Origin of the sequence: Microbacterium sp. HD4P20 (genome assembly GCF_019449275.2) — a bacterium.
GTDB lineage: Bacteria > Actinomycetota > Actinomycetes > Actinomycetales > Microbacteriaceae > Microbacterium.
Genome location: NZ_JAHZQZ020000014.1, coordinates 37,561 through 54,351, shown reverse-complemented (window position 1 = coordinate 54,351; position 16,791 = coordinate 37,561). Strand labels below are relative to the sequence as shown.

The 16,791-nt window shown below is 68.8% G+C and carries 17 protein-coding genes and 1 pseudogene; 6 read left to right on the top strand and 12 right to left on the bottom strand.

Features of this window, described 5'->3' with window-relative positions; all coding sequences use genetic code 11:
* Position 1 precedes the first annotated feature (1 nt).
* Positions 2-885: pseudogene (locus K0817_RS08470) on the bottom strand (manganese catalase family protein).
* 246 nt (positions 886-1,131) lie between these two features.
* Between K0817_RS08470 and K0817_RS08465 the strand changes: the two are divergent.
* On the top strand, positions 1,132-1,638 hold the full coding sequence (locus K0817_RS08465) for a DUF2231 domain-containing protein (RefSeq protein ID WP_219981039.1): 507 nt from the start codon (positions 1,132-1,134) through the stop codon (positions 1,636-1,638).
* 31 nt (positions 1,639-1,669) lie between these two features.
* Here the strand turns inward: K0817_RS08465 and K0817_RS08460 are convergent, their stop codons facing one another.
* The 7 genes from K0817_RS08460 to K0817_RS08430 all read right to left on the bottom strand — a co-directional run bounded on the left by K0817_RS08460 (position 1,670) and on the right by K0817_RS08430 (position 9,552).
* Positions 1,670-2,650, bottom strand: coding sequence for an SDR family NAD(P)-dependent oxidoreductase (locus K0817_RS08460; RefSeq protein WP_219981038.1), 981 nt, complete (start codon positions 2,648-2,650; stop codon positions 1,670-1,672).
* 70 nt (positions 2,651-2,720) lie between these two features.
* Positions 2,721-3,608 carry an aminoglycoside phosphotransferase family protein gene (locus K0817_RS08455; protein ID WP_219981037.1) on the bottom strand — a complete coding sequence of 296 codons (888 nt, stop codon included), beginning with the start codon at positions 3,606-3,608 and terminating at the stop codon, positions 2,721-2,723.
* Between the two features lie 36 nt (positions 3,609-3,644).
* On the bottom strand, positions 3,645-5,276 hold the full coding sequence (locus K0817_RS08450; RefSeq protein WP_219981036.1) for a cyclic nucleotide-binding domain-containing thioredoxin-disulfide reductase: 1,632 nt from the start codon (positions 5,274-5,276) through the stop codon (positions 3,645-3,647).
* Between the two features lie 10 nt (positions 5,277-5,286).
* Positions 5,287-7,188, bottom strand: a complete 1,902-nt coding sequence (nhaA, locus tag K0817_RS18700; RefSeq protein WP_219981035.1) for a Na+/H+ antiporter NhaA — start codon at positions 7,186-7,188, stop codon at positions 5,287-5,289.
* 78 nt (positions 7,189-7,266) lie between these two features.
* Entirely contained in the window at positions 7,267-8,745 is a 1,479-nt protein-coding gene (locus tag K0817_RS08440) for an NAD(P)/FAD-dependent oxidoreductase (RefSeq protein ID WP_219981034.1), read from the bottom strand.
* The gene (locus K0817_RS08435; protein WP_219981033.1) at positions 8,742-9,248 is read right to left on the bottom strand and encodes an SRPBCC family protein; all 507 of its coding nucleotides are present in this window, start codon (positions 9,246-9,248) and stop codon (positions 8,742-8,744) included. Before K0817_RS08435 ends, K0817_RS08440 begins: the two co-directional genes overlap by 4 nt.
* An 88-nt stretch (positions 9,249-9,336) precedes the next feature.
* The gene (locus K0817_RS08430) at positions 9,337-9,552 is read right to left on the bottom strand and encodes a hypothetical protein (protein ID WP_219981032.1); all 216 of its coding nucleotides are present in this window, start codon (positions 9,550-9,552) and stop codon (positions 9,337-9,339) included.
* Positions 9,553-9,578: 26 nt separating this feature from the next.
* Between K0817_RS08430 and K0817_RS08425 the strand changes: the two genes are divergently transcribed.
* Together K0817_RS08425 and K0817_RS08420 are read left to right on the top strand one after the other, a co-directional pair.
* Positions 9,579-10,115, top strand: a complete 537-nt coding sequence (locus tag K0817_RS08425; protein ID WP_219981031.1) for a CGNR zinc finger domain-containing protein — start codon at positions 9,579-9,581, stop codon at positions 10,113-10,115.
* A 21-nt stretch (positions 10,116-10,136) separates the two neighbouring features.
* Entirely contained in the window at positions 10,137-10,676 is a 540-nt protein-coding gene (locus K0817_RS08420) for a YaeQ family protein (RefSeq protein ID WP_219981030.1), read from the top strand.
* Between the two features lie 18 nt (positions 10,677-10,694).
* Here the strand turns inward: K0817_RS08420 and K0817_RS08415 are convergent, their stop codons facing one another.
* Both K0817_RS08415 and K0817_RS08410 read right to left on the bottom strand, forming a co-directional pair.
* Positions 10,695-11,273, bottom strand: a complete 579-nt coding sequence (locus tag K0817_RS08415) for an isochorismatase family protein (RefSeq protein ID WP_219981029.1) — start codon at positions 11,271-11,273, stop codon at positions 10,695-10,697.
* 87 nt (positions 11,274-11,360) lie between these two features.
* On the bottom strand, positions 11,361-11,786 hold the full coding sequence (locus K0817_RS08410; RefSeq protein ID WP_219981028.1) for a helix-turn-helix domain-containing protein: 426 nt from the start codon (positions 11,784-11,786) through the stop codon (positions 11,361-11,363).
* Between the two features lie 62 nt (positions 11,787-11,848).
* On the opposite strand from K0817_RS08410, the gene K0817_RS08405 reads away from it, so the two are divergent.
* A complete protein-coding gene (locus tag K0817_RS08405) occupies positions 11,849-13,243 on the top strand; it encodes an MFS transporter (RefSeq protein ID WP_253735265.1) in 1,395 nt (464 codons plus the stop codon).
* Between the two features lie 48 nt (positions 13,244-13,291).
* Here K0817_RS08405 and K0817_RS08400 read toward each other — a convergent pair whose 3' ends face one another.
* Positions 13,292-13,714 (bottom strand): VOC family protein, encoded by a 423-nt coding sequence (locus K0817_RS08400; RefSeq protein WP_219981027.1) that lies wholly within the window; start codon positions 13,712-13,714, stop codon positions 13,292-13,294.
* Between the two features lie 212 nt (positions 13,715-13,926).
* On the opposite strand from K0817_RS08400, the gene K0817_RS08395 reads away from it, so the two are divergent.
* Both K0817_RS08395 and K0817_RS08390 read left to right on the top strand, forming a co-directional pair.
* Complete coding sequence (locus tag K0817_RS08395; protein WP_308211896.1) at positions 13,927-14,871, top strand: WYL domain-containing protein; 945 nt, start codon at positions 13,927-13,929, stop codon at positions 14,869-14,871.
* Between the two features lie 13 nt (positions 14,872-14,884).
* Positions 14,885-16,213 (top strand): NAD(P)/FAD-dependent oxidoreductase, encoded by a 1,329-nt coding sequence (locus K0817_RS08390; RefSeq protein ID WP_219981026.1) that lies wholly within the window; start codon positions 14,885-14,887, stop codon positions 16,211-16,213.
* An 85-nt stretch (positions 16,214-16,298) separates the two neighbouring features.
* Here K0817_RS08390 and K0817_RS08385 read toward each other — a convergent pair whose 3' ends face one another.
* Complete coding sequence (locus tag K0817_RS08385; protein WP_301339801.1) at positions 16,299-16,604, bottom strand: response regulator transcription factor; 306 nt, start codon at positions 16,602-16,604, stop codon at positions 16,299-16,301.
* Between the last annotated feature and the right edge of the window lie 187 nt (positions 16,605-16,791).

Below are 16,791 nucleotides of genomic sequence, written 5' to 3'. Positions count from 1 at the left end.
CTCACTTCTCGCTCAGCTTGTCTTTGATGACCCCGGCAGCCTTGTCGACGATGTTCGGCTTGGCATCCGTGCCGTAGAACCGAGGATCGGGCTGCGTCGGCGGCGGCATCGGCACGGACGTGTCCGGGCCCTCGAGGTAAGTGAACTCGCCCTTGCCATCGGGTGTGGGGCCCGATGCCCATGAGCCCTCGGCGGCTGCCGCACCGTCGGAGAAGTTGATGTACTCGTAGGCCACGTCGCGCTGCTCCTGCCCCAGCGGGAAGTTGCTCGGCACCGGGAGGTCCTCCACCCCTTCGTCGCGCAGCTCCTGAGCGGCGCGGATCCACTGGTTCTGATGCATCGTGTCGCGGGCCAGAAGGAACGAGAGCAAGTCCCGCACGCCCGCGTCGTCGGTCATGTTGTAGAGACGCGCGACCTGCAGGCGCCCCTGCATCTCGGCGTTCGCATTCGCCGTGAAGTCGGCGAGGAGGTTGCCGCTGGCCGTGATGTACGAGCCTTGCCAGGGGTTGCCGTTGCTGTCGACGGGGCGCACCCCCGCGCCCGCCACGATCGCCGCTTGCACGTCCATGCCGCCCATCACCGCACCCAGCACCGGATCGGATGCGGCGGCCGTCTCAGACTGCTCGACCGGGGCCTTCTCGAGCAGCTGCGCGATCATGATGGCAAGCATCTCGGGACGTGGCCGAATTCTTCCGCGCCGATGCCGTAGAGCAGGTCGCGGTACTTGCCGGGGATGTGACAGTTCCAGGACTGGAACCCGTATTGCATCGCGACCGTGATCTCGCCGTACTGGCCTCCGAGCACCTCCTGCAGCCGCCGCGCGAAGACAGCGTCGGGCTTGGCCGGAGACGCCGCGAACTGCAACTCCTGCTTGTGAAAGAACATCCATCGCTCCTTGTGATCCTTCTCCCCCGCCGCCGACCGGCCGGCCGTCGTCCGGCGAGAGTAGGCAGAGGGATCGAGGGCTCCGAGGGGCTGGCATCCGGGCTCGCGGGCGAGTAGCCTGCGCCGCCCGACCGCGCGGGTCGCTGACTGCCATGACGACGCCGGGCTGCGCAAGCCCCGTGCCGATCTCGGTGACGGGCAGTTCACTGGGTCCATCGAACCGACCGCCCCGAAGGGAGTGCCGCCATGTCGCACACCGCTCCGCAGGACCGGGCCAAACACCCGCGATCCCCGATCGCCGGACCCTACGGACACCCGTTCCACCCCATCCTGGTGACGATCCCGATCGGCGCGTGGGTGGCCAGTCTCGTTTTCGACATCATCGGCCTGATCTCGGGCGATCCGAGCCCCTACGTCATCGGCGCGCGGATTCTGATCCTCATCGGCCTCGTCGGTGCGGTGCTGGCTGCAGCGGTCGGCTTTCTGGACTTCAGTCAACTCGCGAAGGGCACCGCCGCACGCAAGACCGCGACGGTGCACATGGTGCTGAACCTCGGGGTCACGGCGCTCTTCCTGGTCAACCTTCTGTTGCGCTGGTCGGCGGATGACGACGAGGTGAGCATCGTCGGGCTGATCCTCAGCATCGTGGCTCTGGGCGCCCTCGGCGTCTCGGGCTGGCTCGGCGGAAAGCTGGCCTACCACTACGGCGTTCGCGTCGCCGACGAACGGACGCAGGCCGACGGGTTCCGCTGATCCCGCTCGCGCTCAGCGTGCGGGACGTCCCTCATCGGCGCCGAGCGACACCGGCGATCAGCAGGGCCGCACCGGCCACCAGCATCCCCGAGCCGATCCTCTCCGGCCATCGCCGCCACCCGCCCGTCACCGCACCGGCGACACCGCTCGGCGTCAGGACATTCCCCGAGACCGGCTTCGCGCCGTCCCCACGCAGCTCGACGCGGTGCTTGAGGAATGACACGACCGCGTCGTAGGCACGGGGCGCGACCCCGTGCAGGAGCAGACCCGCCCGCTGGGCCCTGCCGACGAACGTGGCGAATCGGCGGCGATGCGGCGCGCGCACGATGGCTCGGGCGACCCGCCGCGGCGAGCTGGCGGGCGGGAGCGGGTGCACGCGGTGCCCGGTGACATTCGCGGCGTGGTGGTAGATCGGCGTATCGATGGTCGCGGGAAGGATGAGGCGAAGACGGATGCCGCTCCCCCGCAGCTCTTGACGAAGCGATTCTGCGAACCCGAGCAGTCCGAACTTGCTCGTGACGTACGGCGAGATCTGCGGCGACCCGACACGGGAGTAGAGCGAGCCGACGAGCACGAGCGTGCCGTGGCCCTGCCGGCGGAAATGGGGTAGCACTGCGCGCGCCCCGTGCACCTGCCCCATGAGGTTCGTGTCGACGACCTGGCGGAAGATGCGGGGCGGCGTCCGCTCGAAGGTGCCGTAGCTCATGACGCCCGCGTTCCCGACCCACACGTCGATACGGCCGAAATGGGCGATCGCGTAGGTCGCGAGCGCCTCGACGGCCTCCTCGCTTGAGACGTCGGTGGCCACGGTGCGGACCTCCGCGCCAAGCACGCGGCATTCCGCGGCCACGGGTTCCAGCGCTGTGGCGCTCCGAGAGGCGAGCACGAGACGCTCGCTTCGGCGGGCGTACTCGTGGGCCGTCGCGCGTCCGATCCCGCTGGATGCCCCGGTGATCACCACGACCGGGACGTCCTCGAGTGAGGCAGCGAGCGCCTTGCGGAATGTGCTCATCACGCGACGGTACGGGTTCGGGGCAGATCAGACCGACCCCTTGACACTCTGCCCGTCGACACTCTGCCCGCTACACGCCCGCGATCAGCTCATTCAGGACCCGACGGGCGAACTCCGCCTGCCCCGGTGGCTTGTTGGTGATCATGATGAGGCTCTTCCACAGCGCCCAGCCTCGCCCGCGCGCCCAGGTCGCCTTGTCGACATCGAGGGTGCGTCGGAACTGCTCGCGTGCCCGACCCGTGAAGAGGGTCCACAGCATGACCGTATCGCAGGCGGGATCGCCCGTCGCGGAGCAGCCGAAGTCGATCACGGCGGAAAGACGACCCTCGGTCAGCAGCAGGTTGTTCACCGAGACGTCGCCATGGAACCACACCGGGGGCCCGGTGAACTCGGCGTCGAGCGCATCTCGCCAGATGCCCGCCGCGACATCACGCTCGCGGCCGTGCACACGGTGGATGATGTCGCCCATCTCGTCGTCCCAGTGTTTCAGTGGGCCGCCGCGGAACGCGCTGTGCAGGCCCGGAGCCGGAGCGTCCGTCGTCACCGGCGCCTGTCGCAGGGCGACCAGGAACTCCGCGACATCGCCCGCGAGTCGCACCGGATCATCGATGGGCGAGACGGATGCCGGCTGCCCGTCGAGCCACCCGTACACCGACCACGGCGCACCGAACAGCTCGGAGGTTTTACCGGCCCCGCACACCTCGGGGATCCGGAGCGGTACGGAGGACGCCAGCCGCGGAAGCCACCGCTGCTCTTTCTCGACCTGGGGCACGTACCCCGGCGCCGCAGGCAGCCGCACGAGCAGCTCGTCTCCGAGCCGGAACATCCGGTGATCGTTGCCACCGCGCTCGACGGGGCGCACCGGAAGGGCGGACCATTGCGGAAACTGCTCCCCTACCAGCGCCTGGACCAGGGCGACGTCGATCTGGTTCGCATCGATCGCCCGCTGGGTGCTCATCCGCTCCACGTTAGCCGCCGCAGATCACGCGCGACCTCAGCCGGCGAGGGCCCGGTGCACGGAGGCGACGGCGCTGGAGCCCTCCCCGACCGCGGCCGCGACACGCTTCATCGATCCGCGCCGCACATCGCCCGCCGCGAAGACGCGCGGTGTCGAGGTCTCGAACGGGAGCGGTTCTCGACCCAGCTGCTGCCAGTGCGCCAGCGGCTGCCACGCGATGTCCGTGCCGGTGCGCAGGAAGCCGTCCGCGTCTCGATCGAGCGACGAGAGCCAGCCGGTAGCGGGGTCGGCGCCGATGAAGCAGAACAGGCCCCGTGCGTCGACGTCGCCCACCCGGTCGATGTGCACGCGCTCCAGGAGCGCGCCGCCGTCCAGGCCGACCACGTTGGCGCCGGTATGCACGTGGACCCGGGGATCCTCCATCAGGCGATCGACGAGGTATGACGACATTCGGCGGCCCAGATCCTCGCCCCGCACGACCAGGTGCACGGGGCACCCGTTGGCGGCGAGGTACAGCGATGCCTGTCCGGCCGAATTGGCTCCCCCCACCACGACCACGGGCGAGGCCATCACCTGACGCAGCTCGAGCTGGGTCGCCGCGTAGTAGATGCCCGACCGCTCGAAGTCCGGCCAGCGGTCGAGATCCAGCCGCCGGTAGGCGGCTCCCGAGGTGACGATGGTGCTCCGCGCCCGGATGACCCGGCCGTCCGACAGCGTGACATCGAGCAGGTCGTCCACCGGAGCAAGCGCGACCGCCTCACACGGCGCGTACACGCGCACCCCGAACTTCAACGCCTGCAAACTCGCCTGTCCGATGAGGTCACCGCCGCTGACACCGAACGGAAAGCCCAGGAAGTTCTCGATCCTCGCAGTCGAAGCCGCCTGACCACCGGGGGCGACCGCATCGAGCAAGACGGTGCTGAGTCCTTCGGAGGCTCCGTAGATCGCGGCGGCCAGCCCGGCCGGACCACCCCCGATGACAACGAGGTCGACGATCTCGTCCCCGTTGGACTCGTAGCTGAGGCCCAGCCGATCGGCCACCAGGCCGGGCGTCGCGCGCAGGATCGGCTCGCCCTGGAGATACGCGATGGGCAGGTCTTCGGCGGTCACTCCGAGCTTCGCGTGGGCGCCGATCTCGTCCGGCGAGACGGCGACGGACTTGTGGACGAGATCCAGCCGCTCGGCGAATCGCTGCAGCGCGAGGAAGTCGCGGGACGAGCGCTCACCGACGAACTTCAGCGTGAGGGCGGCAGGTCCGCGGCGCAGCTCCTCGCGCCGTGCCCACAGCGCATGCAAGACGAGATCACACAGGTCATCGTCCTCGCCCATCAGCCGGCGCAGTTCGGTGCGAGACACTCGCAGCACCCGCGTGGGCTCCGTCGCGCGAGCGGACAGGAATGCACCCTGCCCATTGAGCAGGCCGAGCTCGCCGACGAACGAGCGTGGCCCCACCCGGTCGAGGACGGCTTCCTCGATCCAGAAGAGCGAATCACGCACCACTTCGACCTGGCCCTCCTCCACGAGGATGAGGTCGTAGTCGCGGTCGCCGGATCGGAAGAGGTAGTCCCCGGCAGCCACTGTGTCGGCGACGCCGAAGCCGCGCAGCCGCGCCCACTGGGCGTCCGACATCTCAGGGTTCTGGAGTGGGTCGAGATCGTGGGATTGCATCGCGTCCAGATTAGTGAGCGGCTGGCGCCGCCGGGTCGATCTGCCCGGATTCCGCCGCCGTGCGCTCGAGCGCTCGGATCAGCGACTGCGCATCGTAGGGACCGGTGTGTCGGCGGCCGTTGACGAACAGCGTCGGCACCGCGGTGATCCCCATCGCCTCGGCATCCAGCACATCGTCCTGCACCCTGCCGGTGACCTCGGGTGATGTGAGATCCCGCTCGAACCGTTCGACGTCCAGCCCCAGATCGCGCGCCAGGCGGATGATGTCGGAGGGGCGCTGATTCTCCTGGTCGGCGAACAGACCACGTTCGAACTCGAAGAAGCGGCCCTGCATGGCCGCGGCCTCCGAGGCCTCGGCCCCGGCGAGGGCGTTCGGATGGTATTGCGTGAGCGGCGCGTGACGCCACACATAGCGCAGTCGATCGCCCAGCACGTCGTGGACCTCCTGGATCGACCCCGATGCCTTGAGGCAGAAACCGCATTGGAAGTCGCCGTACTCGACGATCGTGTAAGGAGCATCGGCCGGTCCGAAGATGTGGTCACGGAGCGGGTCCACGGGCCGGGCCAGCGCCTGTCGTGCGTCGCCTCGCGGGCGGACGGCATCCGAGATCCGGAAGATGACGGTGGCGAGCAGGAACGCGATGACGGATGCCGCGAGCACGCCCACGCGGGCTTCGTTCTGTGCCTCCTCGTCGCCGATCGACAGATCGACGATGAACAACGAGATCGTGAAGCCGATACCGCACAGCGCGGCACCTCCCGCGATGCGGTCAAGGGTCAGCCCGGCACCGAATTCTCCGAGGCGCGAGAGCTTCAGAAGGGCAGTCGACCCCAGTACGCCGAGCAGCTTGCCGACGACCAGACCCGCCACGATGCCCCACGTGAGCGGCGAGCGAAGGGCGCCCGAGAGGATTTCTGGACTGAGCACGACTCCCGCGTTCGCGAGCGCGAACAGCGGCAGGATGACGTACGCGATATACGGGGCGTAGGCGCTCTGCAGGCGCTCATTGATCGAGATCGACTCGCGCAGGCTGTTGGCCGCCGCACGCGCGTACTCGCTGTTCGGCGACTGACGGAAGGTGCGTGCCAGTTCGAGGGCGTGCTCGACGTCGCGACGATCGGGGCGGTAGACCGGCACCAGCAGGGCGATCGCCACGCCCGCGAGCGTCGGGTGCACTCCCGAGGCGAGGAAGGCCAGCCATACGATGATGGCCAGCGTCGCGTATACCGGCCCGCGACCCGTGGGCAGATACCGCGCGAAGTACACTCCGGCCAGCCCGACAGCCGCGACCAGGAGCGGCAGCGGCTGAAAGTTCTCGGTGTAGACCAGGGCGATGATCGAGAGGGCTCCGATGTCGTCCACGACCGCCAGCGCGAGCAGAAAGACCCGGAGCCGGCCGGGGATCCGCGGGCCGACGAGTGCCAGCGCGCCCACGAGGAAGGCGGTGTCGGTCGAGATGACGATGCCCCACGCGTGCTCATAGCCGGATCCCCGCGCGACGAGCACGAACAACAGCGCGGGAATGGCCAGCCCGGCGACGGCGGCGACCACCGGCACCACGGCGCGTGACCAGCTCGTCAGCTCGCCGATCGCGAATTCGCGGCGCACCTCCAGACCGACGGTGAAGAAGAAGATGGCCATGAGGGCGTCGTTGACCAGGGCGTGCAGGGTGAAGTCGAGCTGGATATCGCCGACCCCGACGGTCAGGTGCGTCTCCCAGAACGATTCGTAGGCCCCGGTCGCGACGTTGGCCCACACGATCGCGACGGCGGTGGCGAGCAGCAGCAGGAGAGCACCGATGCGGTTCTGTCCGAGGGAGCGGATCTTCTCCGCGATCGAGTGGGGCGTGCGGGAACGCTCCGCGATCTGTTCCGGATCGGGCGACCGTTGGATGAGCGTGAGATTGTCCACTGCCCGGAATTGTCGCACGTCCCGAGTGCGATCGGGGCGGAACGCAAGCCGCCCCGGGTACCGGTCGTAGGGACGATCTCAGTCGCGTGGCGAGAGGTCGGGCAGGGCTCGGGTGCCGAAGCTGTGGCGCAGCGCGCTGCGCGCTGCGAACCAGCCCGCCAGACCGTGGACCCCCGGGCCGGGCGAGGTGGACGCCGAGGCCAGATATACGCCGGGCATGGGGGTGCGCCAAGGGTCGCTGCTGAGGACCGGCCGGCGCAGCATCTGCCACAGGGTGGGGGCGCCGGCGGCGATGTCACCCCCGGGGTAGTTGGGGTTGTGCCGCTCCACTTCGACCGCGCTGCGTGAGCTCGTCGCGAGGATCGTGTCTCGAAAACCGGGAGCGAACCGTTCGATCTGGCGGATCACCGCCTCGCTGCGGTCTACGGCGCTGCCCGCCGGCACGTGCGTGTAGGTCCAGAGCACATGGTTGCCGGCAGGGGCGCGACCGCGGTCGAACAGCGACGGCTGCGAGACCAGCACGTACGGCCGATCGGGCAGACGCCCGCGGTTGACGTCGTTCTCGGCGGCCGCGATCTCGGGCCGGGTGCCGCCGACGTGCACCGTGCCGGCCCCGCGCACGTCTGGCTCAGTCCAGGGCACCGGCTCGCTCAACGCGAAGTCGACCTTCGCGACCCCGCCACCGTAGCGGAATTGCTCGAGCGCGCGGCGGTATCCGGGCGGCATCGCTTCGCCGGCCATGCGCACGAGCGCGCGGGGGGTGACATCGAGCAGGGTGACCCGTGCGCGCGGCAGTTCGCGCAGCGACGTCACCTCGTGGTCGAGAACGAGCTCACCGCCGTGCGCCCGGAGGTCGTCGACCATCGCGTCGATGATCGCTTGACTGCCGCCCACCGGAATGGGCCATCCGCGCGCGTGGGCGTAGGCGTGCAGCGCGAGTCCCGCGCCCGCCGCCGTGACGCTCGGCTGCGACAGGATCGTGTGGGCCGACACCCCGGTGAGCATCGCGGGTGCAGCCTCGTCACGGAAGCGCGCGTTCCACAGCGGGCTCCCCTGCTCCAGGGCCCGCAGGCCGAACGCGACCGCGGTGGCCGGATCGCGGGGCACGCGCAGCAGCGACCCTCCGGTGAACTCCGCCACCGCGGTGGAGCGCTCGACGAGTGGCCGCATCAGGCGTTCGTACGCGGGGCCGTCGCGGCCGAGCTCATCTCGGGTGCGACCGAGGTCGTGATGGGCGATCGCCGCGCGACCGCCGTCCAGCGGATGTGCGAACGAGACCTCCGGGGTGACGAAGCGCACGCGGTCGCGCAGGCCGAACTCTCGGAAGAACCGTGACTCGAATGCCATCGGATGCACGGCCGAGCACACGTCATGGTGATAACCCGGGAGTGTCAGCTCTCTGGTCGCAGCGCCACCGCCAGGCTGATCCGCACGCTCATAGACACGCACGCGCAGCCCGGCGCGCGCGAGCGTGACGGCCGCCGCCAGTCCGTTGGGTCCGGCCCCGACGACGACAGCGTCGAGGTCTTCGGCAGTGCTGCGCGCGGCGTTGCTCATGTGTTCGCCGATCCACCCTCCTCCGTCGCTTCGATCTCTTCCTCAGCGGTGCTCTCGCCCACCGTCCACGATGCTCGTCCTTCGGCAAGGTACGCCAATCGATGCAGCGTCTCGGCGTTTCGCCATGACAGGAGCACGTCCATGAGGGGCGTCGGGATCAGCCGCGCCGGCCCGGCGACAGCCTCTTCCTGGATGCGCACGACGCACCCCTCGCCACGCGGCTTCACGTCGATGGTCACGCGCGCCTCGCCGAGGGGCCAGCCCCGAGCCCGCATCACCATCCGTCGTGCCGGAATGAACTCCTGCACCGCGGTCGTGTCGTCGATCAGCGCCGGCCACACCCCGACCGAGTGATGAAGTTCCGATCCCGCCATCGGCCAGCTCTCGTCGACTTCTCGCATGCGTGATGCCCCGACCACCCAAGAGGGATAGAGCCAGCCGTCGCCGAGCACCTCGAACACGGCTTCCGGGCTGCAGCGCAGCTCTCTGGTGTTGCGTGACATCTCTCCCCCTCGCTCGGTGGACTCAGCACGACGATAGGACAGCGGGATGTCCGTGGCCGAGGCTCTTGCGCGCCACAGGCGCCTGTGATTAGGAGCTCTGCCCCGCCAGCCCCGTGCTGATCGCGCTCGGCGGCGCCTCTGGTCGGTTCTCAAGGTCGACCCGCCACATGCCGCAGTCCGCGCATCGCACGTAGAGCACTCGGCCTTCCGACGTCGCATGCGCCGACTGGATGCTCCAGCCGTGCTCGTGGCCGGTGTGCAGATCGTCGTGGCGGGCGTTTCCGGACGTCGCTTGCTTCGTCATGAATGCAACGATGATGTAATGGTCTTATGCATCTCAACCCTTACGGCGAGTACGCCGTACTCCTCGGCGCCTCCCTCGCCAACGAGTGGCCCGCCGATCGCGGCGGCATCGTCGCGCGCACACGCGATTTCGGCATGACGATGCAGTTCGCGCAGTCGCCCGACGACCATGAGCGATCCCGCGACGTGATCGATGACTGGCTCCGCGTCGTGGACGCCGACGATGCCCGCGAGCGCGCGACGCTGCTCAACGCGCACATGGCGGCGGTCGCCGCCTACCCTCGGCTCACCGATCACAACGGAGAGGGATGGCATCTGCACTACCGCGATGACGACGACACGCTCTCGCGGGTGCTCCACGCCGTCATCAGCGTCGGCACCGCGCTGCACCTGACCACTCGCGGCATGCACCGGCTCTCGCGGTGCGCCGCCGGCCGCGCACCGGAAGACGACTGCCGCAACGTCGTCGTCGATGTCACGCGAAACGGGCGGCAGCGCTACTGCTCCGTGCGGTGCGCGAACCGCGACGCGGTGCGCCGCCACCGCGCGCGGACGACGTCCTGACGCCGAGTAGGCTCGGACCTCATGGCAGCCGGCGCAACGATTTACACCTTCGCAGTGCAACTGGCCGACATCGACCGCGGGGTGTACGAGGATGTCACGCTGCGCGTGGCGCGGCATCCGTCCGAGACCGACGCATTCATGCTCACGCGCGTACTCGCCTACTGTCTCGAGTTCGACGAGGGCATCGTCTTCGGCGAGGGCATCTCGGCGACGGACGAGCCCGCTGTCATCGTTCGCGACCAGACCGGCAAGCTGACCGCGTGGATCGAAGTGGGCGCACCCGATGCCGCCCGGCTGCATTTCGGCAGCATGCAGGCGGCGCGGACCGTGGTCTACACGCACCGCGACCCCGCTAAGGTGGCCGCGCCGTGGGCCGGCAAGCGCATCCACCGGGCGGATGACGTCTTGCTCTACAGCTTCGACATGGGCTTCATAGACCGCGCGGTCGGAGCATTGGAACGCCGCAATTCGATGACGCTCTCGATCACGGAGCGCCGGATGTACCTCGAACTCAACGGAATCACCCTGGAGTCACCGATCCACGAGCAGCCGGTCGCCTGACGGGCGCCGCCTTCGACGTCACGCCGCAACCCGTGCGGCGACACGACCCGAAGTCGTCTCGATGGCCGCGAAGCCCCGGGCACCGAGGATGCTCTGGGTGCGCTGCATCAACTCCGCCCCCGACACCGCGCCGTAGGTCTCCGTCGCAGGGATCGACGACGTCGTGGTGGCGTCGGTGACGAACACCACGTCGAAGCCCAGATCGCCCGCGATTCGTGCCGTCGTCTCGCAGCACTGCTCGGTGCGGATGCCGCAGACCACCACCGTGCCGACGCCCCGTGTCTTGAGCTGCTCCTCCAGGTCGGTCGACGAGAACGCATTGATGGTCGTCTTGGTGAGGCGAAGGTCGTCAACGGCCGGCTGGAGCTCGGACATCACTTCGACGAACCCCAGCTCGGGGTCGAAGACCCCACCAGTGCCCGGTTCGGCGTGCGTCACCCAGACGACGAGCTCACCACTCGATCGCGCATCTTCGACCAGCCGGGAGATGTTCGAGAGCACTTGCGGATTCGCGGTTCGTGCCCAGTCGTCCGCCCGCTGGCGGAAGGATTCTTGAGCATCGACGATCAAGAGCGCAGTGGCGCGGTTGTCAGTCATGCAGTCAGCCTGTCGAGTTCTGCCGCCCTCGGACAGTCACGGAGCCGCCAATCACCGCCCGGATACGGCCATCCGCCCCCGCCGGAGTCAGCTCATGACGGACTCGTCGTAGCGAGCGCGCGCCGCGGCGATATCGGACTGATGCGACTCGGTCCAGGTGACGAAGGCGAGCACCGTCGCGTTGAGGCTGCGGCCCAGGTCGGTGAGGGAGTAGTCGACCCGCGGCGGGACGACCGGATGCACGGTGCGTGACACCAGGCCGTCGCGCTCCAGTTGGCGCAACGTCACCGTCAGCATGCGCTGGCTTACACCGTCGATGAGCCGGAGGAGCTCGGTGAATCGGAGGGTGCCGTTCTCGAGGAGTGCCATGACCAGCAGGGACCACTTGTCGGCGATCCGGTCGAGGATCTGGCGGACCTCGCAGTCTTCCCGTGCGTCCCACTGGAACGGATCGTTCGGCATGTCGGTGACTTCGCAGGAACCGACGTACTCCGAAGTGCGTACTTCCGTCATGGTCCAATGATGACCGATGATGCTGTCACGCACAAGAAGTAACCGATGGGCTGAGGAGCACCGTGAGCACGACCACCGAAACAGGAACGACCGGCATTCAACTGCGGGGCAGCGGCATCCTGCTGCTCATCACACTGTGCGGCGCGGCGTTCCTCGAAGGCATCGACATCGCGATGTTCAACGTCGCGCTGCCGGTCATCCGCGCCGATCTCGGGCTCGAGACCACGCAGCTGCAGTGGATCCTCAGCGGCTACGTCGTCGCCTACGGCGGATTCATGATCCTCGGGGGCCGCGTCGGCGATCGGTTCGGCCGGCGGCGGGTGTTCCTCATCGCTCTCAGCGTCTTCATCGTGTTCTCGATGGCCGGCGGATTCGCAGAAGACGGCTGGATGCTCGTCGTCGCGCGGTTCGCGACCGGTATCGCCGCCGCGTTCATGATGCCCGCAGGTCTGTCGATCATCACGACCGGCTTCGCCGAAGGGTCGGCCCGCAATCGTGCCGTGCTGATCTACGCGGGGATCGGCGCCGCCGGTTTCTCCCTCGGTCTTGTCGCGGGCGGGCTGCTCACGGCGATCGGGTGGCGGTGGGTCTTCTTCGCCCCTGTCGTGCTGGGCGCTCTGATCCTCGTGGGCGCACTCACGCTGATCCCGCGTGACACGGCCGAGCGCGACCGCAGTCCGTTCGACGCCGCCGGGGCAGTCGCCCTCACCGCGGGAATCGTCATGACGGTGCTGGCGGTCGAGCAGGCATCGCACGGCGCGTGGCCCACCGTGATCGCCGCCACCGCGGGCGCGATCGTGGCGCTCATCGTCTTCGGAGTGCGTCAGCGCACAGCGGCGGCGCCGATCATCCCGGCCGCATTCCTGCGCTCGCGCGCCCTGCTGCGGGCCTACCTCGGCGCGGGGTCTCTGGCCGCAGGCTTCATGGGCTTCCAGTTCATCGTCGTGCTGTACCTGCAGGAACTGCGGGGATGGACGGCTCTGCAGACCGCCTTGGCAATGGTCGTGATGGCGATCGACGCCATTCTCGCGCCGACCGTCACGCCGCGGCTGGTGGCAAGGTTCGGCACATGGCCCGTGGCGATCGGCGGACTGATGTTCGCTGCCCTGTCGTTCCTGTTGTTCCTGCCCGTGGGGCCCGACTGGACCTACGCGATGATGTTCCCGAGCTTCCTCGCGCTGGGCTTCGCGTTCACGTTCGCCTATGGACCACTCACGATCGCGGCCACCGACGGCATCGCGGATCGCGATCAGGGACTGACCAGCGGCATTCTGTACACCTTCTTCCAGTTCGGCGCAGCGATCGGCCTCGCCGTCACGAGTGCCGTACTCACGATCGCCGTGAACGCCGGCAGCGAGCCAATCGACGCGTACCGCGCTGCGCTGTGGGTGCCGGTCGGGCTCGCCGTCCTCGGCGTGGTGGTCGCATTCGCCGGACGGCCGCGACGGGTGGCGTGACGATGCTCTGACGGGCCCGGCCACCCGCCGGGCCCGTCAGAGATCAACTCAGCTCGCCGAGTATGCGGCCGCGATGTCGAGCACCCATGTGACGCCGAAGCGATCGGTCAGCTGCCCGTACAGCGGTGCCCACGCCGATGCTTCGAGCGGCTGACGCACCGTGGCCCCGTCGCTCAGCTTGTCCCAGTAGCGCGCCAGCTCGGCAGCATCCGTCCCCCGAACCGAGACGAAGAAGGGGTCGTGCCCCTGATCCCACGCAAGGTGCGGATACACGTCGTACGCCATGATGCGGAACCCGTTCGGGGCCGACACCTGGCCCCACACCACCAGGTCGGCCGTGTCGGGGTCGGAGGAGCCCATGTCGGCGTACCTGATGATCGCTAGCTCACCGCCGAAGACGGTGCGGTAGAACTCGAGGGCCTCGCGTGCTGAGCCGCGGAAGTTGAGGTGGGGAGTCACTGCGATGGTCATGGAACTCGTCCTGTCTGTGTCAGCGGGCCTCCGGATGGGGCCACGACATCGATCTTTCGCGGGGTAGCGGCCAGTTTGTGTCCTCTACTCGCGGCATCATGAACTCATGTCCACGGCGTCCTCTCGCATGCTGACTCTCCTTTCGCTGTTGCAGACGCGGCGAGACTGGCCGGGTGCACACCTCGCGAATCGACTCGGCGTGAGTTCGCACCGTGCGCCGTGATGTCGACCGGCTGCGCGAGCTCGGATACCGGGTGGAGGCGACGAAGGGTCCCGACGGCGGCTACCGGCTCGAGGCGGGAAGCGAGCTGCCACCCCTGCTTTTCGACGACGAGCAGGCGGTTGCCGTGACCGTGGCGCTTCGTGCGGCGGCGTTGTCGTCGGCCGGAATCGAAGAGGCGGCGTTGCGTGCGCTGGCGACAGTGAGGCAGGTGATGCCGGCGCGACTGCGCCACCGATACGACGCGATCGACTTCACCGCCGCGGCCGAAGATCGCGAACCGGTCGACGCCGCCGTGCTCGAAGCGATCTCGGCGGGAATCCGTGCGCGCGAAGAGCTCCGCTTCGACTACGTCCGGGTCGGTGGCGGGATCGACTCCGCGAGCGAGGAGGTCACCGCGCCCCGGCGCACGCAGCCGCACCATCTCGTGGCGATGAGTGGCCGGTGGTACGTCGTCGGCTGGGACGCGGAGCGCGAGGACTGGCGCGTCTACCGCGTCGACCGCATGCGTCTGCGGTCGCACCGCGGCGCCCGCTTCGCGTCACGCACCGTGCCCGGTGGCGACCCGCACGGGTTTCTGCGCGCCCGATTCCGAGGGACGACGGATGCCGATGCCTGGCCTTGCCGGGCGACCGTGGTCGTGCACGCGTCGGCGGCACGGGTTCTGCCGTTCGCGAGCGACGGTGTCGTCACCCCGATCGACGCCGACACCTGCTTGCTCGAGACGGGAGCGTGGTCGTGGCCCGCGCTGGCTGCCCTCCTGGCACGCTTCGATACCGAGATCGACGTCGTCGAGCCGCCGGAGCTCAGCAAGGCGTTCGCAGACCTCGCCGCTCGCGCGCGGCGAACCGCAGCAGGCGCGTCCGTCATCGACTCCCCCAGCGCACGGAATCGCCGAGGGGCCGATAGCGTCGACGCCACAGGCGCTCCGCGCTGAAGAGGGGGTCGGTGTGGAACACTTCGACGCGATCGTGGTCGGCGCGGGTGTGGCCGGCCTCACCGCCGCACGACTCCTGAACCGCGCCGGCCGGCACGTCGTGGTGCTCGAGGCGCGTGATCGCATCGGCGGGCGGGTGCTCACGGATCGCACGGACGGGCTCGTCACCGACCTGGGTGCCTCCTGGATCCACGGTGTGACCGACAGCCCTGTCGCTGCGGCTGCCGCGGTGTTCGGGATGCCGATGGTGGAGTTCACCGTAGGCGGCTACCAGCCTGCGAGCCGCCCCACCGCGTATTACGGACCGGTCGGAGCGCGGCTCACGGATGCCGCCGTCCGACGCTTCGTCGACGACATCGACGCCGTCGACATCACGCTGGCACGGGTGATCGCCGACTCGAAGGCGGATGCCTCGTACCGCGACGTGACCGAGACGGCGCTGGCTTCCCAGGGATGGGACCACGAGCGGACGCAGCGGGTCCGCGAGTACCTCGAACACCGGGCCGAGGAGCAGTACGGCGTCCAGCGCGGCGAGTTGGCCGCACACGGCCTCGATGACGACTCCATCGACGGTGACGAGGTCGTCTTCCCGGAAGGCTACGACGTTCTGGCCGCGCGGTTGGCAGACGGTCTCGACATCCGGGTCGGGCACGTCGTCTCACGCGTTGCCTGGTCGGCGCGTGGCGTCACCGTCTCAAGTGGCAGCATGGTCGGCACCTCCGACGACGTGGTCGTGACTGTTCCGATCGGCGTCCTGCAATCGGAGGAGTTCGCGATCGAGCCTGCGTTGCCCGAGCCTCAGTCGAGCGCGTTGCGTCGCCTTAGGATGAACGCGTTCGAGAAGGTCGTGCTGCGTTTCCGCACCAGATTCTGGGACGACGGCGTCTACGCGATCCGTCAGCAGGGCCCCGAGGGACGCTGGTGGCACTCGTGGTACGACCTCACGCGCCTGCACGGCATACCGATGCTGCTGACCTTTGTCGCGGGAGATGCAGCCGTTCGGACGCGCGGGTGGTCGGAGGATCGCATGGCCGAGTCTGTCCTGGCGCAGCTACGCCGGCTGTACGGCGCCCGGGTGGAGCAGCCGATGCATGTGCACGTCACGGCGTGGCAGGACGATCCTTTCGCCCGCGGCTCGTACGCGTACATGACCGTCGGCTCGCAGACCAGCGACCACGACGACCTCGCGATCCCGGTCGGCGGCGTCCTGCATATCGCCGGCGAGGCGACCTGGACCGACGACCCGGCAACCGTCCCGGCGGCGATGCTCTCGGGCCATCGCGCCGCATCCCGCATCCTTCAGCGCGAGATCCCCATAGAAGAGCTCTGGGCCGAGCGTTGACGTAGCCACCCGCATGTTCGCGGCGAGGATGCACCTCCGTTTCGCGCGGGTTCGGTGACCACATGCGCGCTGCGCCCCGGTCGCGTCAGCGACCGCGGCGGGGGTCGTGTGGGCCACGGTCCCGGTCCACGACCTCGGGTTCGGAAGAAGCGAACGATGCGAGCTGCGTCCGGTTGGCAACACCGAGTTTGCTGTAGACATGGCTGAGATGCGTCTTGACCGTTGCGCGACTCATGAACAGGCGCGACGAGATGTCGGGGTTGCTGAGGCCGAGCGCGGCCAATCGAACGACCTCGCGTTCTGTGGGAGTGAGGCTTTTCCAGCCGCTCGCCGGGCGACCACGGCGACCGCGCGTGCGCAAGGCATAGGCGGCAGCCTCCTCGAGCGTCATCGTCGGTTCTTCCATCACAGTGCCGGTCGCGAGGCGCCGGCCGTCAGTCGCGATACCCAGCTCGTCCCTTGCCCTTGCCGCCGCCCTCCGTAGCCGCCCTGCACAGCTCCGGCGTCCCAGCCCGACGGCGGGGGCCCGCCGTCGGGCACGTGACGAGCAACTCGACCGCGTGCGTGCGCAACTCGCC

Bases quoted from the DNA above. Each gene is read 5' to 3' on its own strand.
- K0817_RS08465 (WP_219981039.1), top strand. From the start codon at position 1,132: ATGTCGCACACCGCTCCGCAGGACCGGGCCAAACACCCGCGATCCCCG.
- K0817_RS08460 (WP_219981038.1), bottom strand. From the start codon at position 2,650: ATGAGCACATTCCGCAAGGCGCTCGCTGCCTCACTCGAGGACGTCCCG.
- K0817_RS08455 (WP_219981037.1), bottom strand. From the start codon at position 3,608: ATGAGCACCCAGCGGGCGATCGATGCGAACCAGATCGACGTCGCCCTG.
- K0817_RS08450 (WP_219981036.1), bottom strand. From the start codon at position 5,276: ATGCAATCCCACGATCTCGACCCACTCCAGAACCCTGAGATGTCGGAC.
- K0817_RS08440 (WP_219981034.1), bottom strand. From the start codon at position 8,745: ATGAGCAACGCCGCGCGCAGCACTGCCGAAGACCTCGACGCTGTCGTC.
- K0817_RS08435 (WP_219981033.1), bottom strand. From the start codon at position 9,248: ATGTCACGCAACACCAGAGAGCTGCGCTGCAGCCCGGAAGCCGTGTTC.
- K0817_RS08430 (WP_219981032.1), bottom strand. From the start codon at position 9,552: ATGACGAAGCAAGCGACGTCCGGAAACGCCCGCCACGACGATCTGCAC.
- K0817_RS08425 (WP_219981031.1), top strand. From the start codon at position 9,579: ATGCATCTCAACCCTTACGGCGAGTACGCCGTACTCCTCGGCGCCTCC.
- K0817_RS08420 (WP_219981030.1), top strand. From the start codon at position 10,137: ATGGCAGCCGGCGCAACGATTTACACCTTCGCAGTGCAACTGGCCGAC.
- K0817_RS08415 (WP_219981029.1), bottom strand. From the start codon at position 11,273: ATGACTGACAACCGCGCCACTGCGCTCTTGATCGTCGATGCTCAAGAA.
- K0817_RS08410 (WP_219981028.1), bottom strand. From the start codon at position 11,786: ATGACGGAAGTACGCACTTCGGAGTACGTCGGTTCCTGCGAAGTCACC.
- K0817_RS08400 (WP_219981027.1), bottom strand. From the start codon at position 13,714: ATGACCATCGCAGTGACTCCCCACCTCAACTTCCGCGGCTCAGCACGC.
- K0817_RS08385 (WP_301339801.1), bottom strand. From the start codon at position 16,604: ATGACGCTCGAGGAGGCTGCCGCCTATGCCTTGCGCACGCGCGGTCGC.